Origin of the sequence: Gilliamella sp. App6-5 (assembly GCF_001690525.1) — a bacterium.
GTDB classification, from domain to species: domain Bacteria; phylum Pseudomonadota; class Gammaproteobacteria; order Enterobacterales; family Orbaceae; genus Gilliamella; species Gilliamella apicola_H.
Map to the genome: position 1 here is coordinate 21315 of NZ_LZGT01000069.1, position 18294 is coordinate 39608.

The following is an 18294-nucleotide window of genomic DNA, read 5'->3' on the forward strand; positions in this document are numbered from 1 at the left end:
TTTTTATTTAGTGGCAATAGGTTAAGACTTATTATTTTCTTTCTAAAATTTCAAACTGATATGGATAGCTATTTTTATCATCGGCTTGATGTGCTTCTTGATAAATAACTTGCCATTGCTCAGGCGTATAATCAGGAAAATAAGTATCGCCCTGTAGTTTTGCCTTTATATGTGTTAAATAAAGTCGATTTACTAAAGGTAACGTCTGCTTATAAATATTACCACCACCAATAATAAACGCTTCATCAATATGCTGTGTTTGAGCTAACAATATCGCGGCATCAATTGATGGTACCCAACTTACATTTGGAACCATGTTAGATTCTATGGTTGCTTGCCTTGAAATAATAATATTATGACGTTCTGGTAACGGACGACCAATAGACTCAAATGTCTTTCGCCCCATAATAACAGGTTTATTAAGGGTATTTTTTTTAAACCATGCCAAGTCTGCGGGTAAATGCCAAGGCATTTGATTATTTAAGCCAATTACATGATTATCCGCCATGGCTACAATCATACTTAATATCATATTCGATCCTTTACACATACCCTAAAGATTTTATTCGCAAATTCACATTTTCAGGAAAGATAGTTTGGCTCCAAAGCCGTTCACTTAAAGAAAGTAATGACTCTTTTTGCCCTGAAACAATCCAATTAGCCAGTGCTGTAGCCACATCAGGGTAGATTATTGGTTTTGGCGAAGGTAAATTAAGCCAGTATTTGAGTTTGATACAGCTTAAATTTTCCATAACTGTTGCCATATCAAGAGAACGCAAACATTGAGCATTATAAATTTGTTCAAATTGACCTGATACAGGTTTAGTTAGAATCTTTTTACCAAGCGTCAATGCTTCAGAAATCAATGCAAATCCTGTATTTGAAATAATTCCAGAGCAACGCACTAAAGCTTGTGTAAAATTATCACGCCCAAGCGGTTGAAAATTAATATTACTTTGTTGTGATATTTGTTTTATATCTGGATGAAAACAGATAAACTGGTGCTCCTTAAACTGTTTTAACAATACCGTAATTTCATCTAATGCTTCAAATGGCAAATAGGCGATGATGTTGCCATCCTCGGTTGGCGCAGTTTCAAAAGTGTCAATCATAGGGGGAATTAGCTTATGCCCAAAATGAAACCAATGTAGGCCAATTGGTTTAGTGACGGGAGCGTAATATTTCATAATCACATTTGCGACTAGTCCATATTCTTTTGGTTTAAGATATTGGCAAACTGCTTGATTGCTTATACCTAAACATTCACGATGTTGATGATGTGCAGCCCAAGCACTTACTGGCTCAAAATCGCTAATTATGCAATCATATTTTGATAAATCAAGCTCACGGACATCTTTAATGAGTCTGAAAGCTCGAATCCGTTGCACGGTTTTGCGAAAATTAATTTTACCATTAAGGGTTGCAAACGTGACACCACGATAGGTTTTATAATCACCAAAAGCTTGCATGTCGAAATAGTCTTTAGGATCGCGGCCACTGAAAATATAATCAACATTCGCACCAGCTTTTTTCAGTGCGTTAGCTAATGTTCTACAGCGACTGACATGACCATTTCCTGTTCCTTGAACACCAAAGAGAATTTTCATATCTTTATGATTCGTCAATTTAAGTTATACAAATATAATAGCAGAACAGCTTATTATTATGTAAATTATTTTGTATGATTAAATGCAACATGATATTAATGATTAGTTGTCATAATTCAACATTGGTTAACGTTATTACTCATTAGTCTAAATGAAGCAACAGTGCTTCATTTAGTGACGATAAATATAGTCTCACTTAAAGTGTATAGATTTTGTATAACTTTGCTTCTTTTTTCAGTACAATAGCCTAAGTAATTGTTAGATGAATAGTGAGATTTGCATATGTCATTAAGAATCATCAATAAACAAAATTACCTTATTATTGCATCAGCAATTATTTTCTTTTTATTTGCTGATTCTGCTAGATATTTGACAATCACAATCGGCTTATTAGTTACTGTTAATGATATTTCACACCGCATAATTGCTAAGTTAGGCATGAATGAGCATAATGATTGCCATTCTTTATTACAAAAATCATCTCATGATTCAGCTTGTACCACTTTTAATCTTCAGTTTTTATCACATTGTGAACTATACCTTACATTTAACTTTGCTCAAAAATATAAAAAGTTTATTTCTGAATTAAAACTACTAAGAATTGTTTAATTAATTTGTATTTTCAATAAAAAATTAGTCGACATATCTATCTTTGCAGTAAAAATTTTTTGTTATTCGTTTTTATCGCTAATCACTAAATAGTGATTGTTTATCATAAAAAAATGATTATAGGAATATTATGAAACGTCGAAATTTTTTGTTCAATATTACAGCGGCTTTAAGTGGGATAGCAGTTACAAAAGCTTTTGCCAAAATGGATAATTCAACTATGTCAGGTATGGCTTGTGAAGCCAACTCTGATCAGTGTAAAACAGGTGAAATGGGAGACATGAATATGAAGATGAATATGGGTAACAAAGTTTCACAAAAATTATTACCGACCTCAGCTTTGCCACAAGGTCTAAATTTACCAGAATTAACTCATTTAGAAAATACCAGTAATAAACAAGGTATTTTTGAAGCAATCTTAGAGGCTAAACCCGTTAAGTTAAAGTTAACACAAGATATTACAACAGAATTTTGGGCATATAATAGTCATATCCCCGGTCCAGTGATTGAAGCTTTTGAGGGGGATAATGTTAAAATTACTGTTAAAAATAACTTACCACAAGCGACAACCGTACATTGGCATGGTTTGCTGATCCCATCTAATCAAGATGGTAATCCACAAGATCAAATTCCTGCTGGAAGTAGCCGAACTTATGAGTTTACTATCCCAGAAGGGAATGCTGGTACCTATTGGTATCATCCACACGGTCATGAAACCGTAGCAGAACAAGTTGCGCGAGGATTAGCTGGCATATTTATTGTACGCAGCAAAAACGATCCGCTTGCATTCTTGCCCGAACAACACTGTTTTTTTTCAGATTTAAAATTAACTGATAAAGGCGAAATTGCTGATAATTCAATGGTTGATTGGATGAATGGTCGAGAAGGACAATTTGTATTAATAAATGGTGCCTATCGTTCCAAAATCACCATAAATACGGCAACAAGGGTACGAGTTTGGAATGCGTGTTCTGGTCGTTATCTTAATTTATCTATTCCTGGCTGTGATGTTTATTTGGTTGGTACCGATGGAGGGTTAATGTCAGCTCCTGTTTTACTCAATAAACCGCTGCTATTGTCGCCAGCTGAACGTGCAGAACTTGTCATTTTGCCAAAACAATCTGGTACAGTGTATTTACAATCTATCGGTTACGATCGCGGAAAAATGGGCAATGTACCACCAGAACAAGATATCATACTTGGAGAATTGGTATTGACACAGTCAAAATCAATGACTATCCCGTCAACCTTACGAGAATTGCCAAAACTAGGGCACGCCACGACCTATAAATCTATTGAATATACCGAAGTGATGGACATGAAGGAACCGCGTGGTGGCATGCTATTCTTAATTAATGGTAAACGCCATGATATGCAAAGGATCGATTTGAAAAGCAAAATTCATGAGGTTGAAGAGTGGACAATTTTCAATAACTCTCATATGGATCACAATTTTCATATACATGGCGCACAGTTTATCGTTGTTTCACACGAATTGAATGGTGAAAAAAATCCACCTGAATATGTCGCATTAAAAGACACTATTAATTTACGTCCACATGAAAAGATCACCATAAAAATTCAACAAAATATGTCTGGATTACGTATGTATCATTGCCATATTGTTGAACATGAAACGCTCGGTATGATGGGACAATTAATGGTAGAATAACCTACCTAATACGATTCCCGTTATGGTTTAATTATCATTGAATTAATAGCGGGGATCTGTATTATACAAAATCCTTATGACACAATATCTATAAAAAATAATAATTGTTTTTCATTTTTGCTAAAAATGCTAATATATCATCATTATGACAATGATGTATTATTGGCAAAAACTCAGCAAAAGCTTGATTATTAAAACCGCGTTATCTCACTTATTGTTAGGTGTAGTGGCTGCTGGGTTCAGTTTATGTCAACATGAAGCGCTTCCCTCGGAAGCTTCTGTTTCGCAAATTGGGATTATTGCAATTGCATCTATTGTACAAGATCACCTAGAAGTAGAGCGAAAAAAATCACAAACGCTATCACATTTACAAAAACGATGCATCGCAGCGTTTTTTGTTATACCCAATAGTATTGAACTTTCACCAAGTAAAGTTATTCGGCTATCCCCTTATAACGGCATACGAGCTGGACCTAAAGCTACCGTTTAATGAGCTTATCACTCAAATAAAACTAATTTTTATATAAGGTTAATTCCTTAAATCCGTATTGAAAAAATAAGAGAAAAGTTATGTTATTAAAATTATTAACAAAAGTATTTGGTAGTCGCAATGATCGCGTTTTAAAAACCATGCGTAACCGAGTTGAAAAAATTAATGCACTTGAACCAGCCATGGAAGCATTGTCTGATGAAGAATTAAAAGCTAAAACCACAGAATTTAAACAAAAGGTTGCTGCTGGTATCCCATTAGATGATATTTTGGAAGAGGCTTTCGCGGTGGTACGCGAAGCAAGTAAGCGTGTATTTGGTATGCGTCATTTTGATGTGCAGTTAATTGGTGGTATGGTATTAAATGAACGCTGCATTGCCGAAATGCGCACCGGTGAAGGAAAAACCTTAACGGCAACATTACCTGCCTATTTAAATGCACTAACAGGTAAAGGTGTACACGTTGTTACAGTTAATGATTACTTAGCACAGCGTGATGCAGAAAATAATCGTCCATTATTCGAATTTTTAGGATTAACTGTTGGTATTAATTTACCTAATATGCCGCCACACATAAAACGTGAAGCCTACAATGCTGATATCACTTATGGTACTAACAATGAATATGGTTTTGATTATCTACGAGATAATATGGTATTTAGCAAAGATGCTCGAGTACAACGTCCATTACATTACGCCTTAGTCGATGAAGTCGACTCAATTTTAATTGATGAAGCAAGAACGCCATTGATTATTTCAGGTCAGGCCGAAGATAGTTCTGAAAGATATATTAGTATTGATAAAATCATTCCTTATTTAACTCGCCAAGAAAAAGAAGACTCTGAACAGTTTCAAGGGGATGGAGATTTTTCCATTGATGAAAAATCACGCCAAGTTAATTTAACCGAGCGTGGATTGGTTAAAGTTGAAGAACTATTGATTAAACAAGGCATCATGAAAGGCGATGAATCGCTTTATGCGCCAAGTAATATTGTTCTAATGCATCACGTTAATGCAGCCCTACGTGCTCATCACTTATTTCATCGCGACGTTGACTATATTGTTAAAGATAACGAAATAGTTATCGTGGACGAACATACTGGTCGAACCATGGATGGTCGTCGTTGGTCTGATGGTTTACACCAAGCGGTTGAAGCAAAAGAGCATGTTAAAATCCAAAATGAGAATCAGACACTGGCTTCAATTACGTTCCAAAACTATTTCCGTTTATACGAAAAATTAGCGGGGATGACAGGTACTGCTGATACTGAAGCATTTGAATTTAATCAAATTTATGGATTGGATACGATTGTTATTCCAACAAATCGCCCAATGCAACGAAAAGATCAATCTGACCTTGTCTATATGACTGAAAAGGAAAAGATTAACGCGATTGTTACTGATGTACAAGAATGTGTAAAACGCGGTCAACCCGTTTTAGTTGGGACAGCATCAATCGAAAAGTCAGAACTAGTTTCACAAGCATTTAAAAAAGCCGGCATTAAACACAATGTGCTAAATGCTAAATTCCATGCTCAAGAAGCTGAAATCATTGCTAATGCTGGGAGTAAAGGTGCCGTTACCATTGCAACTAACATGGCTGGGCGCGGTACTGATATTATGCTGGGTGGAAATTGGCAAAGTGATGTAGCTAAAATTGAAAATCCAACGCAAGAAGATATCGAAAAAGCGAAACAAGTTTGGCAAACAAAACACGAAGAAGTGATTGCATTAGGTGGGCTTTATATTTTAGGTACAGAGCGTCATGAATCGCGTCGTATCGACAACCAGTTACGTGGTCGTGCTGGTCGTCAAGGTGACCCCGGTGCTTCACGTTTTTACCTATCACTTGAAGATCCATTGATGCGAATCTTCGCCTCTGAACGTGTGGGGAACATGATGCGTAAACTGGGCATGAAAGAGGGAGAGGCCATTGAACATCCATGGGTAACTAAAGCCATTGCCAATGCACAAAAGAAAGTTGAAAGTCGCAACTTTGATATTCGTAAACAACTTCTTGAATATGATGATGTTGCTAACGAACAACGTAAAGTAATTTATCGTGAACGAAACAGTTTACTTGATAATGCCGACATAAAAGATACCATTGATTCAATCCGAGGTGATGTATTTAATACACTCATTGACCAATACATACCACCACAATCAATTGAAGAAATGTGGAATATCCCTGGACTTGAAGCCGCGCTAAAAACAGACTTTGATTTGGATTTACCCATCGCCAAATGGTTAGATGAAGAGCAGAACCTACATGAGGAAACATTGCGCGAGCGTATCTTACAAATGGCACAAGAAAGATATTTAGAAAAGGAAAATACTGCTGGTGCTGAAGCATTTAGGCACTTTGAAAAAAGTGTCATGCTACAAACACTTGATACGCTTTGGAAAGAACACTTAGCTGCTATGGATTATTTACGTCAAGGTATTCATTTACGTGGTTACGCACAAAAAGATCCAAAACAAGAATATAAACGCGAGTCCTTTAATATGTTTGCTGGCATGTTAGAATCGTTAAAATATGATGTTATTGGTATTTTAAGTCGTGTGCAAATTCGCTCACAAGAAGAAGTAGATGAAGCAGAACGTCAGCGTCTTGCTGAAATGGAAAAACTAATGGCTAAACAACAAGCTAGTCATGAATCTGTGACCACCATGAATGGTGAGGGTGAAGATCAGACGGCAACACAGCCAGTAGTACGAACTCAAGCTAAAGTTGGACGTAATGATCCATGTCCTTGTGGTTCAGGTAAAAAATATAAACATTGTCATGGTGCTGTTCAGTAAGGTAAAAATTTAGTATCATCACACAAAATTGGTGATTAAAACGTCGATTAGGATCGGCAATAAATTGAAATAGGGAAAGTTGCAGCTTTCCCTAATTTTACTCATAGGCAAATAGAATTATGAATAAACATATTGAAATTGCTGTAGGTATTATTCGTTCACAAAATTGTCAAATCTTTATCACCCAACGCGGTGAAGACTCTCACCTTGCTGGTTTTTGGGAATTCCCAGGTGGAAAAATCGAGGCAGGAGAAACCCCATATCAAACCCTACAACGCGAAATTGCTGAAGAAGTAGATATCTATATCCATCAAGCCCAATTCTTAGATGTTTTTGAACACAGTTATGATGATCGTGATATCATAATTCATGCTTATTTAGTTGAAGAATGGGATGGCGTTCCTTTCGCTAAAGAAGGTCAGCCAAGCCGTTGGATTGATCAAGAAGATTTGAATGCCGACGAATTTCCTGACGCCAATCGACCGATTATCGAAATGCTAAAAAATTTGGATAAACAAATCTAGTCTATTTATTAGCATTTATTTTTGTCAGCTTTGTTTATTAAGATTAATGCATTTTGTCATTTCTATTCTTTTTGTTTTTAACTTCAGACAGTTTTAATATCGACTTTATAAATCAATGCGCTACACAACTAAGAGCGCTTTGCTAATTTCCATTGTTATCAGGCCGAATTTTCCGCACATAATCTAAAGTGATATACAATAAACAAGAAAAAAACAGGTTAAATATAGCTACTTTTTAAGTAAAATAAATTTTTTATTCGCTAGATAATAAGCGTTAAAAAATATATAATGCCACGAATTTTTAATGTTAATTACCATTAAAAATAGTGTTAAATTAAAGAAAATTAAGGTGTTAATTATAATGAAAGAATATAAGGTAGTTGTTTTTCAAGAAGGAGCATTGTCTTCATTACTTTTAGGTTCAGCTAATGCTAATGAAGTTAAATTTTCAGAATTTTTAAACAAAAATGCTCAAGAGGGTTGGCGCGTAGTAACGATGGAAAAAGATATGCGTCGCTTGTTCTTATTTTGGAAAAGAGAAGCCTATTTAATTGTAATGGAACGGGAACGTAGTTAAACAAAAGTCTAAATATCATTACCTGTTTTTCTAATGAATTCATTCAAAGCATGAATATTTTAGGTTAATAATTTCGTCTTTTTAAGGTAAGGGTGTTTTTTACACATACATGTCTAATAAAAAGCGAAAATACATTAGCGATTGTCAAAATTGGGAATCAATATATCTACTCATTATATTGTATTCCCACTAAATCAGATAAACTCAATCAATCTTTTTAAATAAAGCAATATTATTTATCAACAGGCAATTTCAAATAACTACCAAATTTTTATAAAAAAAGCAAAAGGATACGTTAAGATTTACGCTGTAATTTTTGTTCTGCTAGAGCCAAAAAAACAATACCAATAATGATAGATAACCCACCAAGCATACGCGTCAAGGTAATTTGCTCATCAAAAGCAATAACCGAAACCAACATCACGCTGACTACCTGTAAATGAGAAGCGGCAAAAGCGGGGCCCACTGGTGCGTTTTTTAATAATACCATCCAAGTGACAAATGCGCCTGTATAACCGAGCATGACTAAATAAGCCCAACCATGAGAAAAAACACGAATTAACCAATCAACACTCACTTCAAATGGCATTGCCGATAATGCCGTTAATTTAAAGCTTGTTTGACCAAACGTATCAAAAAATAGTAGCAAAATAAATCCAATAATATAAAATTTTTTCATTATGTAAGCCCGACTAAAACAACACCGGTGGTAATAAAAAATATTCCAATGATACGGAATAAAGTAAGATGTTCTTGAAATAAAATGCGCCCAGCCAACATAACAGTAATAATATTAAACGATCCTAATAAAATACCTTGTGACAAAGGGACTTCACTTAAAAAAGCTAGCCAAAAAATAAAACCAATAAAGTATGTGGCAAAGCCTAGCCAAAGCCAAAAATTACCAAATAATTTTTGCCAATAATGCAAACCTTGCTGATTTTTCGAGGTGATTGCCGCATACTTAAATGCCATTTGTCCAATTGTATCGCAGGCAATATTTATTAACCAAAGTATAACAATTAAGATTGACACTGCTGACAAAATCCATGTATTTCAAGCACGCTATGTTTGATTAAAAAATCACTTTGTTGTGCTAATTGCTTAAGTTGATGTTCGATATCTTGTGAATGTTTTTCAATGATCCGTTGACATTTATCACAAATAAATAAAATTGAAATATGCTGTGGATTTTGAAAGTGTGGGCAAATAATATAACTATTAGAAGATTCAACTTTATGGATGAAACCTTGTTCTAGTAAAAATTCAAGCGCACGATAAATTGTGGGTGGTTTAGCCTGAGGTTCACTGACTTTGAGTAGATCTAAAAGATCATAGGCACTCATCGCTTTATTTGCCGTTAACATAATATCTAAAACTGTTCGACGTTGCGTAGTCAGTTTAATACCCCGCTTTTTGCATAAAGTTTCAATCTTTTCAATGAGTAGATTATGCATTCGGTTTCCTTTGCCTTTAGTCATTATTTTTTTGTGCTGCTTTTCTTCGTCTTATTTCTTTAGGGTCATTGATTAAAGGTCGATATATTTCAATACGGTCGCCATTTTTAACCAATTCATTGAGATCACAACGTTTTCCATAGATGCCAATTAGATGTTCATCTAGTTTAATCTGACATAACGATAAGATATTGGATTTTGTAATTGCTTGCAAGACATTCGTTTGCTCATCTACATCGCAATTAATTACCGTCGGGTTATTTGGTAACGCATAAACTACTTGAATATTTATCATTTATAAATCTGCCTTGCTCGTTTTGAAAACGCATTAACCATACTTGTCATCACTTCTTTAAACACCGGAGAAAAAGCAATATCTAATAACTTATTTTTAAACTCAAAGTCTAAACTAAAACTAATTTTACTTTTGCTTTCGCCGAGTGAACTAAATTGCCACCTTCCCGATAGGTGTTTAAATGGTCCTTCAAACAATTTTATCTCAATAGAATGTGGTTGATTAATCTGATTTACTGTAGTGAAAGATTTTTTAAAGCCTAACTTTTCAACTTCAATAAACGCTGTGTACGTATTATCTTGTTTGCTAATAATACCAGTTGCGATACAATCAGGAACAAATTCAGGGTACCGAGCAATATCATTCACTAAGCAAAACATTTGCTCTACAGAATAAGGCTCGATAACTTCGTGAAAAACATGTGCCATAATAATAAAATAAAAAGTTAAAATTAGTGGCATATCATATCATGTAACTTTATAATAACGCACATTATGACTAAGAAAAAATCACATAAGCCAGGTTCGGCAACCATTGCATTAAATAAACGTGCACGCCATGAGTACTTTATTGAAGAGGAAATTGAGGCGGGATTATCCCTACAAGGTTGGGAAGTAAAATCCCTACGCGCAGGAAAAGCCAACATTAGTGACAGTTATGTTTTACTTAAAGATGGTGAAGCATGGCTCTTTGGTGCAACTATCACACCACTTAATGTTGCATCAACACATGTTGTCTGCGAACCAATGCGCACACGTAAATTGTTATTAAATGAACGCGAATTAAATTCATTATTCGGTCAAATTAATCGCCAAGGTTATACTGTTGTTGCACTTTCGCTTTATTGGAAGAACGCTTGGGCAAAAGTGAAAATTGGTGTTGCTAAAGGTAAGAAAGAATACGACAAACGTACTGATATTAAAGAACGTCAATGGCAAGTTGATAAAGCGCGCATTATGAAAAACGCCAACCGATAATATATGGTTACTTGTAGAGTATCGTTTTAGCGGTGGCGTATAATTTGCGGCATTGTTATAAAATGCACTTGTCATAATTTATCCTATAAAGAGTGAACCACTGCAATTGAGTATGTAGAGCTAAAAATTTAGCTTTAAAAGGTTTATTGGATAAATGTGATCAACATCAAAATTATTTAATGAACATAGATAAAGAAAGCTATTGTATATAATACATAGCTTTCAAATTGATAAGTTACTATAGAAAAGTTTGAAAAATTTATAGAAAGAAACAAAATATGGAAATTGGCTAAGCTTTAGTATAACTGATAAGAAAATAATTTTACAATCTAATTGGCGTTATTTTATACAACCAATAACGCCAATACATTACATTTTGACTCATTTCAAGATAACACAACAAACTAACGTTGATCATCAATAGTAACCCCTGCTGGCGGGGTAAAGTTAAATTTATTCGATTCCACTTTACCAAGTACTTGATGGGACAAGTCATAAAAGCTACGCTGTCCATCTTCTTCAATTATCGTAAAATTTGAGATCATCCCAGTTGGTAAAACAGAAATAATAAAGTCTTGATTAGAACCATCAGTGGCTTTTAGTGTAAAGGAATTTTGCTTACGTGTAACGTTATAAGCATTCCATATTGAATTATGGCTATCAGTAATAAGTAACATTAAACGATTATCGACGGCTTTTTTAAAATCCATTACAGTTACTTGTTCAACAGCGGGCGTATAAACCCACATATTTTTTCCATCGGAAATAATCGATGTTACATCTGGTTCGTTCATGGTCCAATTGAAGTAATAAGGCCTAGTCACCCATAAATCACCTTTACCCTGTTGAACGGGTTGATTATCGATAGTTTTTACATTTTGCGAAAACTGCGCATAAAATCCATCAATTTTATCTAGACGCTGTTGTAAAACTTCTTTATCGCCTGCCCAAGCTGTCCATGCACTAAACAACAATCCTACCAATAATAAAAAATTCTTCATGATAAATCCTTATGTCTGCCTATTTTTTGGCTGATAACTGTATTCTAATAAGCTAAAAGTTGGTGAAAAATATTACCTTGTTTCGTTTTATGGGGAAAACTATTTTCTTTTTCACTTATTGATTAACAAGTATATAATACATTTCATATTGCAAAAACTGAATATAGTGTACCATGCCGAGTATGTCTTTTGAATTTACAACTGATGAGTTTAAGCCTTTAGCGGCAAGAATGCGTCCTCGCACCTTGTCAGAATATATTGGGCAAACACATTTATTAGGGAAAGGGAAACCATTGCCCAAAGCCATTGAAGCGGGTAATTTACACTCAATGATTTTATGGGGACCACCTGGCACAGGTAAAACGACATTAGCTGAAATTATTGCTCATCATGCCAATGCAAAAGTTGAACGTTTATCAGCGGTAACGTCAGGCATAAAAGATATTCGTAACGCAATTGATCGAGCAAAAATAAATCAGCAAGCAGGCGTTCGTACAATCTTATTTGTTGACGAAGTCCATCGCTTTAATAAAAGCCAACAAGATGCATTTTTGCCATATGTCGAAGACGGAACAGTGACATTTATTGGGGCTACAACTGAAAATCCATCTTTTGAATTAAATTCTGCACTTTTGTCGCGTGCAAGAGTTTATTTACTCAAATCATTATCAAATCAAGATATTGAAAACATTTTACAGCAAGCAGTAGATGATTCTGAACGGGGATATGGTCAGCAAAACATCGTTTTACCAGCAGAAACCAAAAAACAGATTGCTGAATTTGTTAGTGGTGATGCAAGGCGCGCACTTAATACACTTGAATTATTGGTTGATATGTCTGATGGTCATGCGCTTACACCAGAATTACTCAAAGAGGTAATGGGTGAACGAAGTGCCAGATTTGATAATCAAGGTGATCGATTCTATGATTTAATCTCTGCTGTACATAAATCTATTCGAGGTTCTGCACCCGATGCCGCACTGTATTGGTATGCAAGAATCATTTCAGCAGGAGGGGATCCTCTCTATGTTGCTCGCCGATTACTTGCCATTGCATCAGAAGATGTTGGCAATGCCGATCCAAGAGCAATGCAAGTCGCACTAGCCGCATGGGATTGTTTTACGCGCGTAGGTCCTGCTGAAGGTGAACGCGCAATTGCACAAGCGATTGTTTATTTAGCCTGTGCACCAAAAAGTAATGCTGTTTATCTTGCGTTTAAGCAAGCGATGAGTGACGCCCAATCTAAATCAGATTACGATGTGCCCGAGCATTTACGTAATGCACCAACTAACTTAATGAAAAATTTAGGGTATGGTGCTGAATATCGTTATGCTCATAATGAACCTAATGCTTTCGCTGCGGGAGAAAATTACTTTCCACCAGAAATGGCCAATACCAAATATTACCACCCCACAACACGTGGCGCTGAAAAGAATTATGCTGATAAGCTAGCATGGCTCGAAGAGCAAAATCGCATAAGCTCCGTTCAACGCTACAAATCTAAAAAAAATAGTTAATTTTGTGGTGCATTTTTCTTTATTACCTTTCATCTGTAGTACGATGCCTGAAATATTTAATAAGCTAATTGGCTTACAAACAAATGTAATATTTTTGTAAAAGATCTTAACTAATTATTAAATAGAGAATAACTATTGTTTTAGTAATAATCAATTCATGTATACTATTTAAATGAATACTATTAATTCCATCAAAAATACACTTTAAACAAAATTTAAGATAAATATATAATAGAGAAATTTAATTAGAAGCCAAATAATAATTAGTAGAAATATATAATATGAGTAAAATTATAACTAAAACAAATTTTAATAGAATTGTATCTGGACTAAGTCCATTTCTGTTTAGCACAATGAGTTATGCAGATCTAACGGCCAAAACCATTAAAGATATTCAAGGATCTGTCCCATCATTATCCCCACAAGTCGAGCAAAATATAGAAGACTTAGATCTATTTGGGCTAATAGTTGATGGCAAAAATTATTATGGCAACGAAATAGCCCAACTTCCCATATCCGTTGCTTATCCATTTAAAAATCAAATTAAAATAGCGCCGATGAAACAACCTAATGCAGAACAATATATTGATATTGACGGTGATGAATTAGGGTATCTTGCAATAAATTCCCCAGCTAAAATAACTTGGTATTACACAAATTCTAAAAATAAAATGGTTGAATTTATACCGACAGATTCCGACACCTTTTGCTCATTAGCAAAAGAAGGCAAATTTGGTCCATATAACATAAAAATATCCGCTGATTTAATTTTAACTTCCAAGTACGGAGTTCCACTTACCAATCAATACCCGAATAATAGGATCACCAAACATCCATCTAAAACTTATACAATAAGTTCAGATTCGGGAATTTGTTATGCAAAACCAGAACTAGCCCCCAAAGAGGCTGCTACAAGTATCGCAAATAAATGGGACTCAAATAATGGTTTTTTAGCTCAATCTACTGTTTATCCAACTAAAAACTTCCCAACAACTGCTTTTTATGGTGCTCAATTTGACCTTTTATTAGCTCAAAAAGGGCTTGCTAACAATTATGATTGGAGGCTTGTGAAAGGAAGTGAACTTGTCACGATTTCTAACAATGCCGATGTAGTCACTGTCAAATTTAATACTACACAAGCAATGAATACGGGCACGGCTTGGCAATATGTTATGGGATCTGATAAAGGCTATACAGTTATCATTCAAGGAATAAATAAAACCACAGGTAATATTGTTCAATACCCATTCACCATAACTAAATGGTTCAGTGGTTGGGATAAAAGTGTCATTGGTCTACCTAAAGCCAATAAGGGTGAGGTAGATGAGATAGTTTCAGGATGCCAATCATTAGATGGTAAGTATCGTATAAGTTATGCAAGTGAAGTAAGTAATGCGCCTATGAGTAATAAAAAAGGTGATGCCACATACACCCGAGAAATAGGCACTTTATTAGGGGAATGGGGAGCTCCTTCTCAAGAAGCTTATCCTAATTCTTGGGCTGCAAAAATCAAAGGTGATCACAATCAAAGTAAGGCTTATCAGCGTATTTGGGTATGGGATACTTATGTAGAAGACTACTGCGACTACCACCCTTACAACGCTAAATATCACTGCCGGGAAGAAAGTGAAGAAAAAAATGCTGTCTGTACTGCTATTAAATAAAAAACAATGATTAAAATTCCTAAAAGATCTACCTAATAACATGTAGATCTTTATAGAAAATCAAATATTATCTTTCCATGTAAGCGATATCCTGAATTTACTGGAAATTATGTTAGCATTATTGCATGAAATAGCGTATTAATGGTATGGGGATCGATATAAAACAACATTATCAAATGAAACATTTAATAGGTATCTTTGCAACTTTAAACTGATTAAAGTTAAAGTAGATTTTATGTAGAAATAATATTTTTTGTATATTCAATTGGTTATATATTCAAGCTTGTCTATTTTATTCAACGATATATATTTTTTTATGTGTAGGAAAAGTAATTTGAGAAATTATGGTAAACAATACGAGTAATTCCTATAGTCTAGGCTTTTACCCTGATATCCAACACAAAAATAAAATTATTATCGATTAATTATTTTGATAGGTTTTAACTATTATTTATATTTTGATTAATCAGGCGAAATGATTTGTTAGTGTTTAAAAAAGCTTCTAACATAGTTCAAATTTTATATGCTTATTAAATGAGTATATTTGATTTAAGTCAAAATAAATGTTTTTAAATAAATACAATTAATAATGGAAATAAAACAATAATGAAGATAACTAATAAACATTTTAAAACAATCATATATACAATATATTTATTGCAATTTACAACAACCAGTTATGCGGCTTTATCAGCAAAAACTGTTCATTCAATTGAAGGTACTAAACCTAAATTAGTCCCAATACTTGAAGAGCATATTAATGATTTTGAGCTTTTTGGCTTAAGAATTGATGATAAATATTATTATGGTGAAGATCTTAAAAAAGCACCTATTCCCGTAACCTATCCATTTAAAAAAAGAATTACAGTAGCGCCCTTAAAACAGCCAAATAATGAACAATATTTAGATCTTGATGGCGATGAATTACGCTTTCTTAACACAAAAGGAAAGATCGATATGATTTGGTATTATACAAACAATTCAAATCAATTAATCGAATTTAAACCGACAGAAACTGACACTTTTTGTTCATTAGGAAAAGAAGGAAAATCAGGTCCCTATAAAGTCAAAATATCTGCTGATTTAACATTATTTTCAAAGTATGGTGTCCCTAACGTTAATGAATATCCAAATGAAAATATTATTACACATCCATCTAAAATTTATACTTTATTAGAAGAGTCTGGTTTTTGTTATGCACAGCCTGAACTGTTACCTAGAGAGGCAATTGGTAGTGAAAAAAATCACTGGGACAAAAATAATGGATTTTTAGTTCAATCAACTGTTGAGCAAAATAAAAACTTCCCAACAACTGCTTTTTATGGTGCTCAATTTAAGCTTTTATTAGCTAAAACAGGCGTTGCTAAAAATTATGATTGGGAGATTGTTAAAGGACGTGAACTTGTTACTATTTCTAGCAATTCTGATACAGTAACCGTTATATTTAATACCACAGAAGCACGGAATACCGACACAGCTTGGCGGCATGTTATGGGCTCAAATAATGGATATACAATTATTATTCAAGGAAGAAATAAAATTACAGGCAGTATCATTCAATACCCATTCACCATTACCAAATGGTTTAGTGGCTGGGATAAAAACTTAATTGGTCAACCAATAGCCAATAGGGGTAGCGTAGAACAAATAGTTTCAGGTTGTAAAGAACTAGATGGTCATTATCGTGTAAGTTATGCAAATGAAGTAAGTAATGCTCCAATGGGTAGAAATGCAAGATTCACTCGAGAAATCGGCACATTATTAGGTGAATGGGGTGATCCAAATCAAAAAGCTTACCCTGGTTCTTGGGCAGCAGGTCCTAGACAAGGTAGTGCTTTTAAACGCATTTGGCTATATGACACTGTTGAAAAAAGATATTGTGATTTACACACCAACAATGCTATATATCATTGCCGAGGAGAAAATGAACAAAAAAACGGTGTCTGTACTGCTATTAAATAAAACTTTTAATTAAGCTTCTCCAAAAGATCTACATTAATAGTATGTAGATCTTTACTTTTATAATTTTATTAATGTCATTTGTTTATCTGTTTTAATTTATTGATTTTTTAATTATTTTTTATCGATACCATTTTGTTTACACTAAGTTTAGAAACTTTGGTAATAAATAACCATAAAATGGTTATTATCCTCTAAGCCAAACAAATCAAATCTTTAACCAGTAACTAAGGAACGTTATAAAACCATCAGATTAACGTTAAAAGATCCCTTGAATATAAAACATTAAAACAGGCAGGGTATTTATTTAACTGTTTACTGTTTAGGTTATATTTTTGTAAAAAATATTCAGGATTCTATACCGTTTCGTGAACCATTAGGAATTGCAGTCTCTATTTGTTAAAACGTATGATAACCATCGTATCAATCAAAACATTTACAAAATCTCCCCTGCTCACAAACGAATGGGAAAGCCGAAAGCGATAGGAACTTTAATGAAGATATGGTGTTCGTTTTTTAGGTTATATTTTTGTAAAAAATATTCAGGATTCTATACCGTTTCGTGAACCATTAGGAATTGCAGTCTCTATTTGTTAAAACGTATGATAACCATCGTATCAATCAAAACATTTACAAAATCTCCCCTGCTCAAAAACGAATGGGAAAGCCGAAAGCGATAGGAACTTTAATGAAGATATGGTGTTCGTTTTTTAGGTTATATTTTTGTAAAAAATATTCAGGATTCTATACCGTTTCGTGAACCATTGGGAATTGCAGTCTCTATTTGTTAAAACGTATGATAACCATCGTATCAATCAAAACATTTACAAAATCTCCCCTGCTCACAAACGAATGGGAAAGCCGAAAGCGATAGGAACTTTAATGAAGATATGGTGTTCGTTTTTTAGGTTATATTTTTGTAAAAAATATTCAGGATTCTATACCGTTTCGTGAACCATTGGGAATTGCAGTCTCTATTTGTTAAAACGTTGGATAAGCATTGGTTAGGATTCAAAGGATAGAAAATAAAAGTTTAAGTAATTTATTCTTTTTTATTATAGGGTTAAACCGCATTGCACAATTATGGTGAAAACGCCTTATGAGTTTTTAGAGGATTATTGTAATTACTAAGTATAAGCAA

General features: G+C 34.1%; 18 protein-coding genes. 10 read left to right on the forward strand and 8 right to left on the reverse strand.

Features of this window, described 5'->3' with window-relative positions; genetic code table 11:
- Positions 1-31: 31 nt before the first annotated feature.
- The gene (folA, locus tag A9G24_RS07865; protein ID WP_065638509.1) at positions 32-532 is read right to left on the reverse strand and encodes a type 3 dihydrofolate reductase; all 501 of its coding nucleotides are present in this window, start codon (positions 530-532) and stop codon (positions 32-34) included.
- Between the two features lie 10 nt (positions 533-542).
- A complete protein-coding gene (locus A9G24_RS07870) occupies positions 543-1607 on the reverse strand; it encodes an MJ1255/VC2487 family glycosyltransferase (RefSeq protein WP_065638510.1) in 1065 nt (354 codons plus the stop codon).
- 282 nt (positions 1608-1889) lie between these two features.
- On the opposite strand from A9G24_RS07870, the gene A9G24_RS07875 reads away from it, so the two are divergent.
- The 6 genes from A9G24_RS07875 to A9G24_RS07900 all read left to right on the forward strand — a co-directional run bounded on the left by A9G24_RS07875 (position 1890) and on the right by A9G24_RS07900 (position 8283).
- On the forward strand, positions 1890-2216 hold the full coding sequence (locus tag A9G24_RS07875) for a hypothetical protein (protein ID WP_065638511.1): 327 nt from the start codon (positions 1890-1892) through the stop codon (positions 2214-2216).
- A 130-nt stretch (positions 2217-2346) separates the two neighbouring features.
- Positions 2347-3888, forward strand: a complete 1542-nt coding sequence (locus A9G24_RS07880) for a multicopper oxidase family protein (RefSeq protein WP_218056257.1) — start codon at positions 2347-2349, stop codon at positions 3886-3888.
- A 145-nt stretch (positions 3889-4033) separates the two neighbouring features.
- On the forward strand, positions 4034-4378 hold the full coding sequence (locus tag A9G24_RS07885; RefSeq protein ID WP_141673119.1) for a hypothetical protein: 345 nt from the start codon (positions 4034-4036) through the stop codon (positions 4376-4378).
- 80 nt (positions 4379-4458) lie between these two features.
- Complete coding sequence (gene secA / locus A9G24_RS13170; protein ID WP_065638512.1) at positions 4459-7182, forward strand: preprotein translocase subunit SecA; 2724 nt, start codon at positions 4459-4461, stop codon at positions 7180-7182.
- A gap of 119 nt (positions 7183-7301) precedes the next feature.
- A complete protein-coding gene (mutT, locus tag A9G24_RS07895) occupies positions 7302-7706 on the forward strand; it encodes an 8-oxo-dGTP diphosphatase MutT (protein ID WP_065638513.1) in 405 nt (134 codons plus the stop codon).
- A 361-nt stretch (positions 7707-8067) separates the two neighbouring features.
- Complete coding sequence (locus A9G24_RS07900) at positions 8068-8283, forward strand: DUF4177 domain-containing protein (protein WP_065638514.1); 216 nt, start codon at positions 8068-8070, stop codon at positions 8281-8283.
- Between the two features lie 295 nt (positions 8284-8578).
- Here A9G24_RS07900 and A9G24_RS07905 read toward each other — a convergent pair whose 3' ends face one another.
- Genes A9G24_RS07905 through A9G24_RS07925 form a run of 5 tightly spaced genes read right to left on the reverse strand, consistent with a single transcriptional unit; the run spans position 8579 to position 10496 of the window.
- The gene (locus tag A9G24_RS07905; protein WP_065638515.1) at positions 8579-8962 is read right to left on the reverse strand and encodes a DMT family transporter; all 384 of its coding nucleotides are present in this window, start codon (positions 8960-8962) and stop codon (positions 8579-8581) included.
- Entirely contained in the window at positions 8962-9258 is a 297-nt protein-coding gene (locus A9G24_RS07910; protein ID WP_218056258.1) for an EamA family transporter, read from the reverse strand. The genes A9G24_RS07905 and A9G24_RS07910 overlap by 1 nt, the downstream gene beginning before the upstream one ends.
- Before the next feature lie 47 nt (positions 9259-9305).
- A complete protein-coding gene (gene zur / locus A9G24_RS07915) occupies positions 9306-9740 on the reverse strand; it encodes a zinc uptake transcriptional repressor Zur (protein ID WP_176701178.1) in 435 nt (144 codons plus the stop codon).
- Between the two features lie 16 nt (positions 9741-9756).
- Positions 9757-10035 carry an RnfH family protein gene (locus A9G24_RS07920; protein ID WP_065588584.1) on the reverse strand — a complete coding sequence of 93 codons (279 nt, stop codon included), beginning with the start codon at positions 10033-10035 and terminating at the stop codon, positions 9757-9759.
- On the reverse strand, positions 10032-10496 hold the full coding sequence (locus A9G24_RS07925; RefSeq protein WP_081295758.1) for a type II toxin-antitoxin system RatA family toxin: 465 nt from the start codon (positions 10494-10496) through the stop codon (positions 10032-10034). Before A9G24_RS07925 ends, A9G24_RS07920 begins: the two co-directional genes overlap by 4 nt.
- Before the next feature lie 33 nt (positions 10497-10529).
- On the opposite strand from A9G24_RS07925, the gene smpB reads away from it, so the two are divergent.
- Positions 10530-11012, forward strand: a complete 483-nt coding sequence (gene smpB / locus A9G24_RS07930; RefSeq protein WP_065581660.1) for an SsrA-binding protein SmpB — start codon at positions 10530-10532, stop codon at positions 11010-11012.
- A gap of 404 nt (positions 11013-11416) precedes the next feature.
- Here smpB and lolA read toward each other — a convergent pair whose 3' ends face one another.
- Positions 11417-12013 carry an outer membrane lipoprotein chaperone LolA gene (gene lolA / locus A9G24_RS07935; protein ID WP_065638518.1) on the reverse strand — a complete coding sequence of 199 codons (597 nt, stop codon included), beginning with the start codon at positions 12011-12013 and terminating at the stop codon, positions 11417-11419.
- A 182-nt stretch (positions 12014-12195) separates the two neighbouring features.
- Here lolA and A9G24_RS07940 point away from each other — a divergent pair, with 182 nt between their 5' ends.
- From A9G24_RS07940 to A9G24_RS07950, 3 genes are all read left to right on the forward strand, one after another.
- Entirely contained in the window at positions 12196-13530 is a 1335-nt protein-coding gene (locus A9G24_RS07940) for a replication-associated recombination protein A (protein WP_304364009.1), read from the forward strand.
- 281 nt (positions 13531-13811) lie between these two features.
- Positions 13812-15194, forward strand: coding sequence for a hypothetical protein (locus tag A9G24_RS07945; protein ID WP_065638520.1), 1383 nt, complete (start codon positions 13812-13814; stop codon positions 15192-15194).
- A 606-nt stretch (positions 15195-15800) separates the two neighbouring features.
- Positions 15801-17156 carry a hypothetical protein gene (locus A9G24_RS07950; RefSeq protein ID WP_065638521.1) on the forward strand — a complete coding sequence of 452 codons (1356 nt, stop codon included), beginning with the start codon at positions 15801-15803 and terminating at the stop codon, positions 17154-17156.
- Positions 17157-18294 lie beyond the last annotated feature (1138 nt).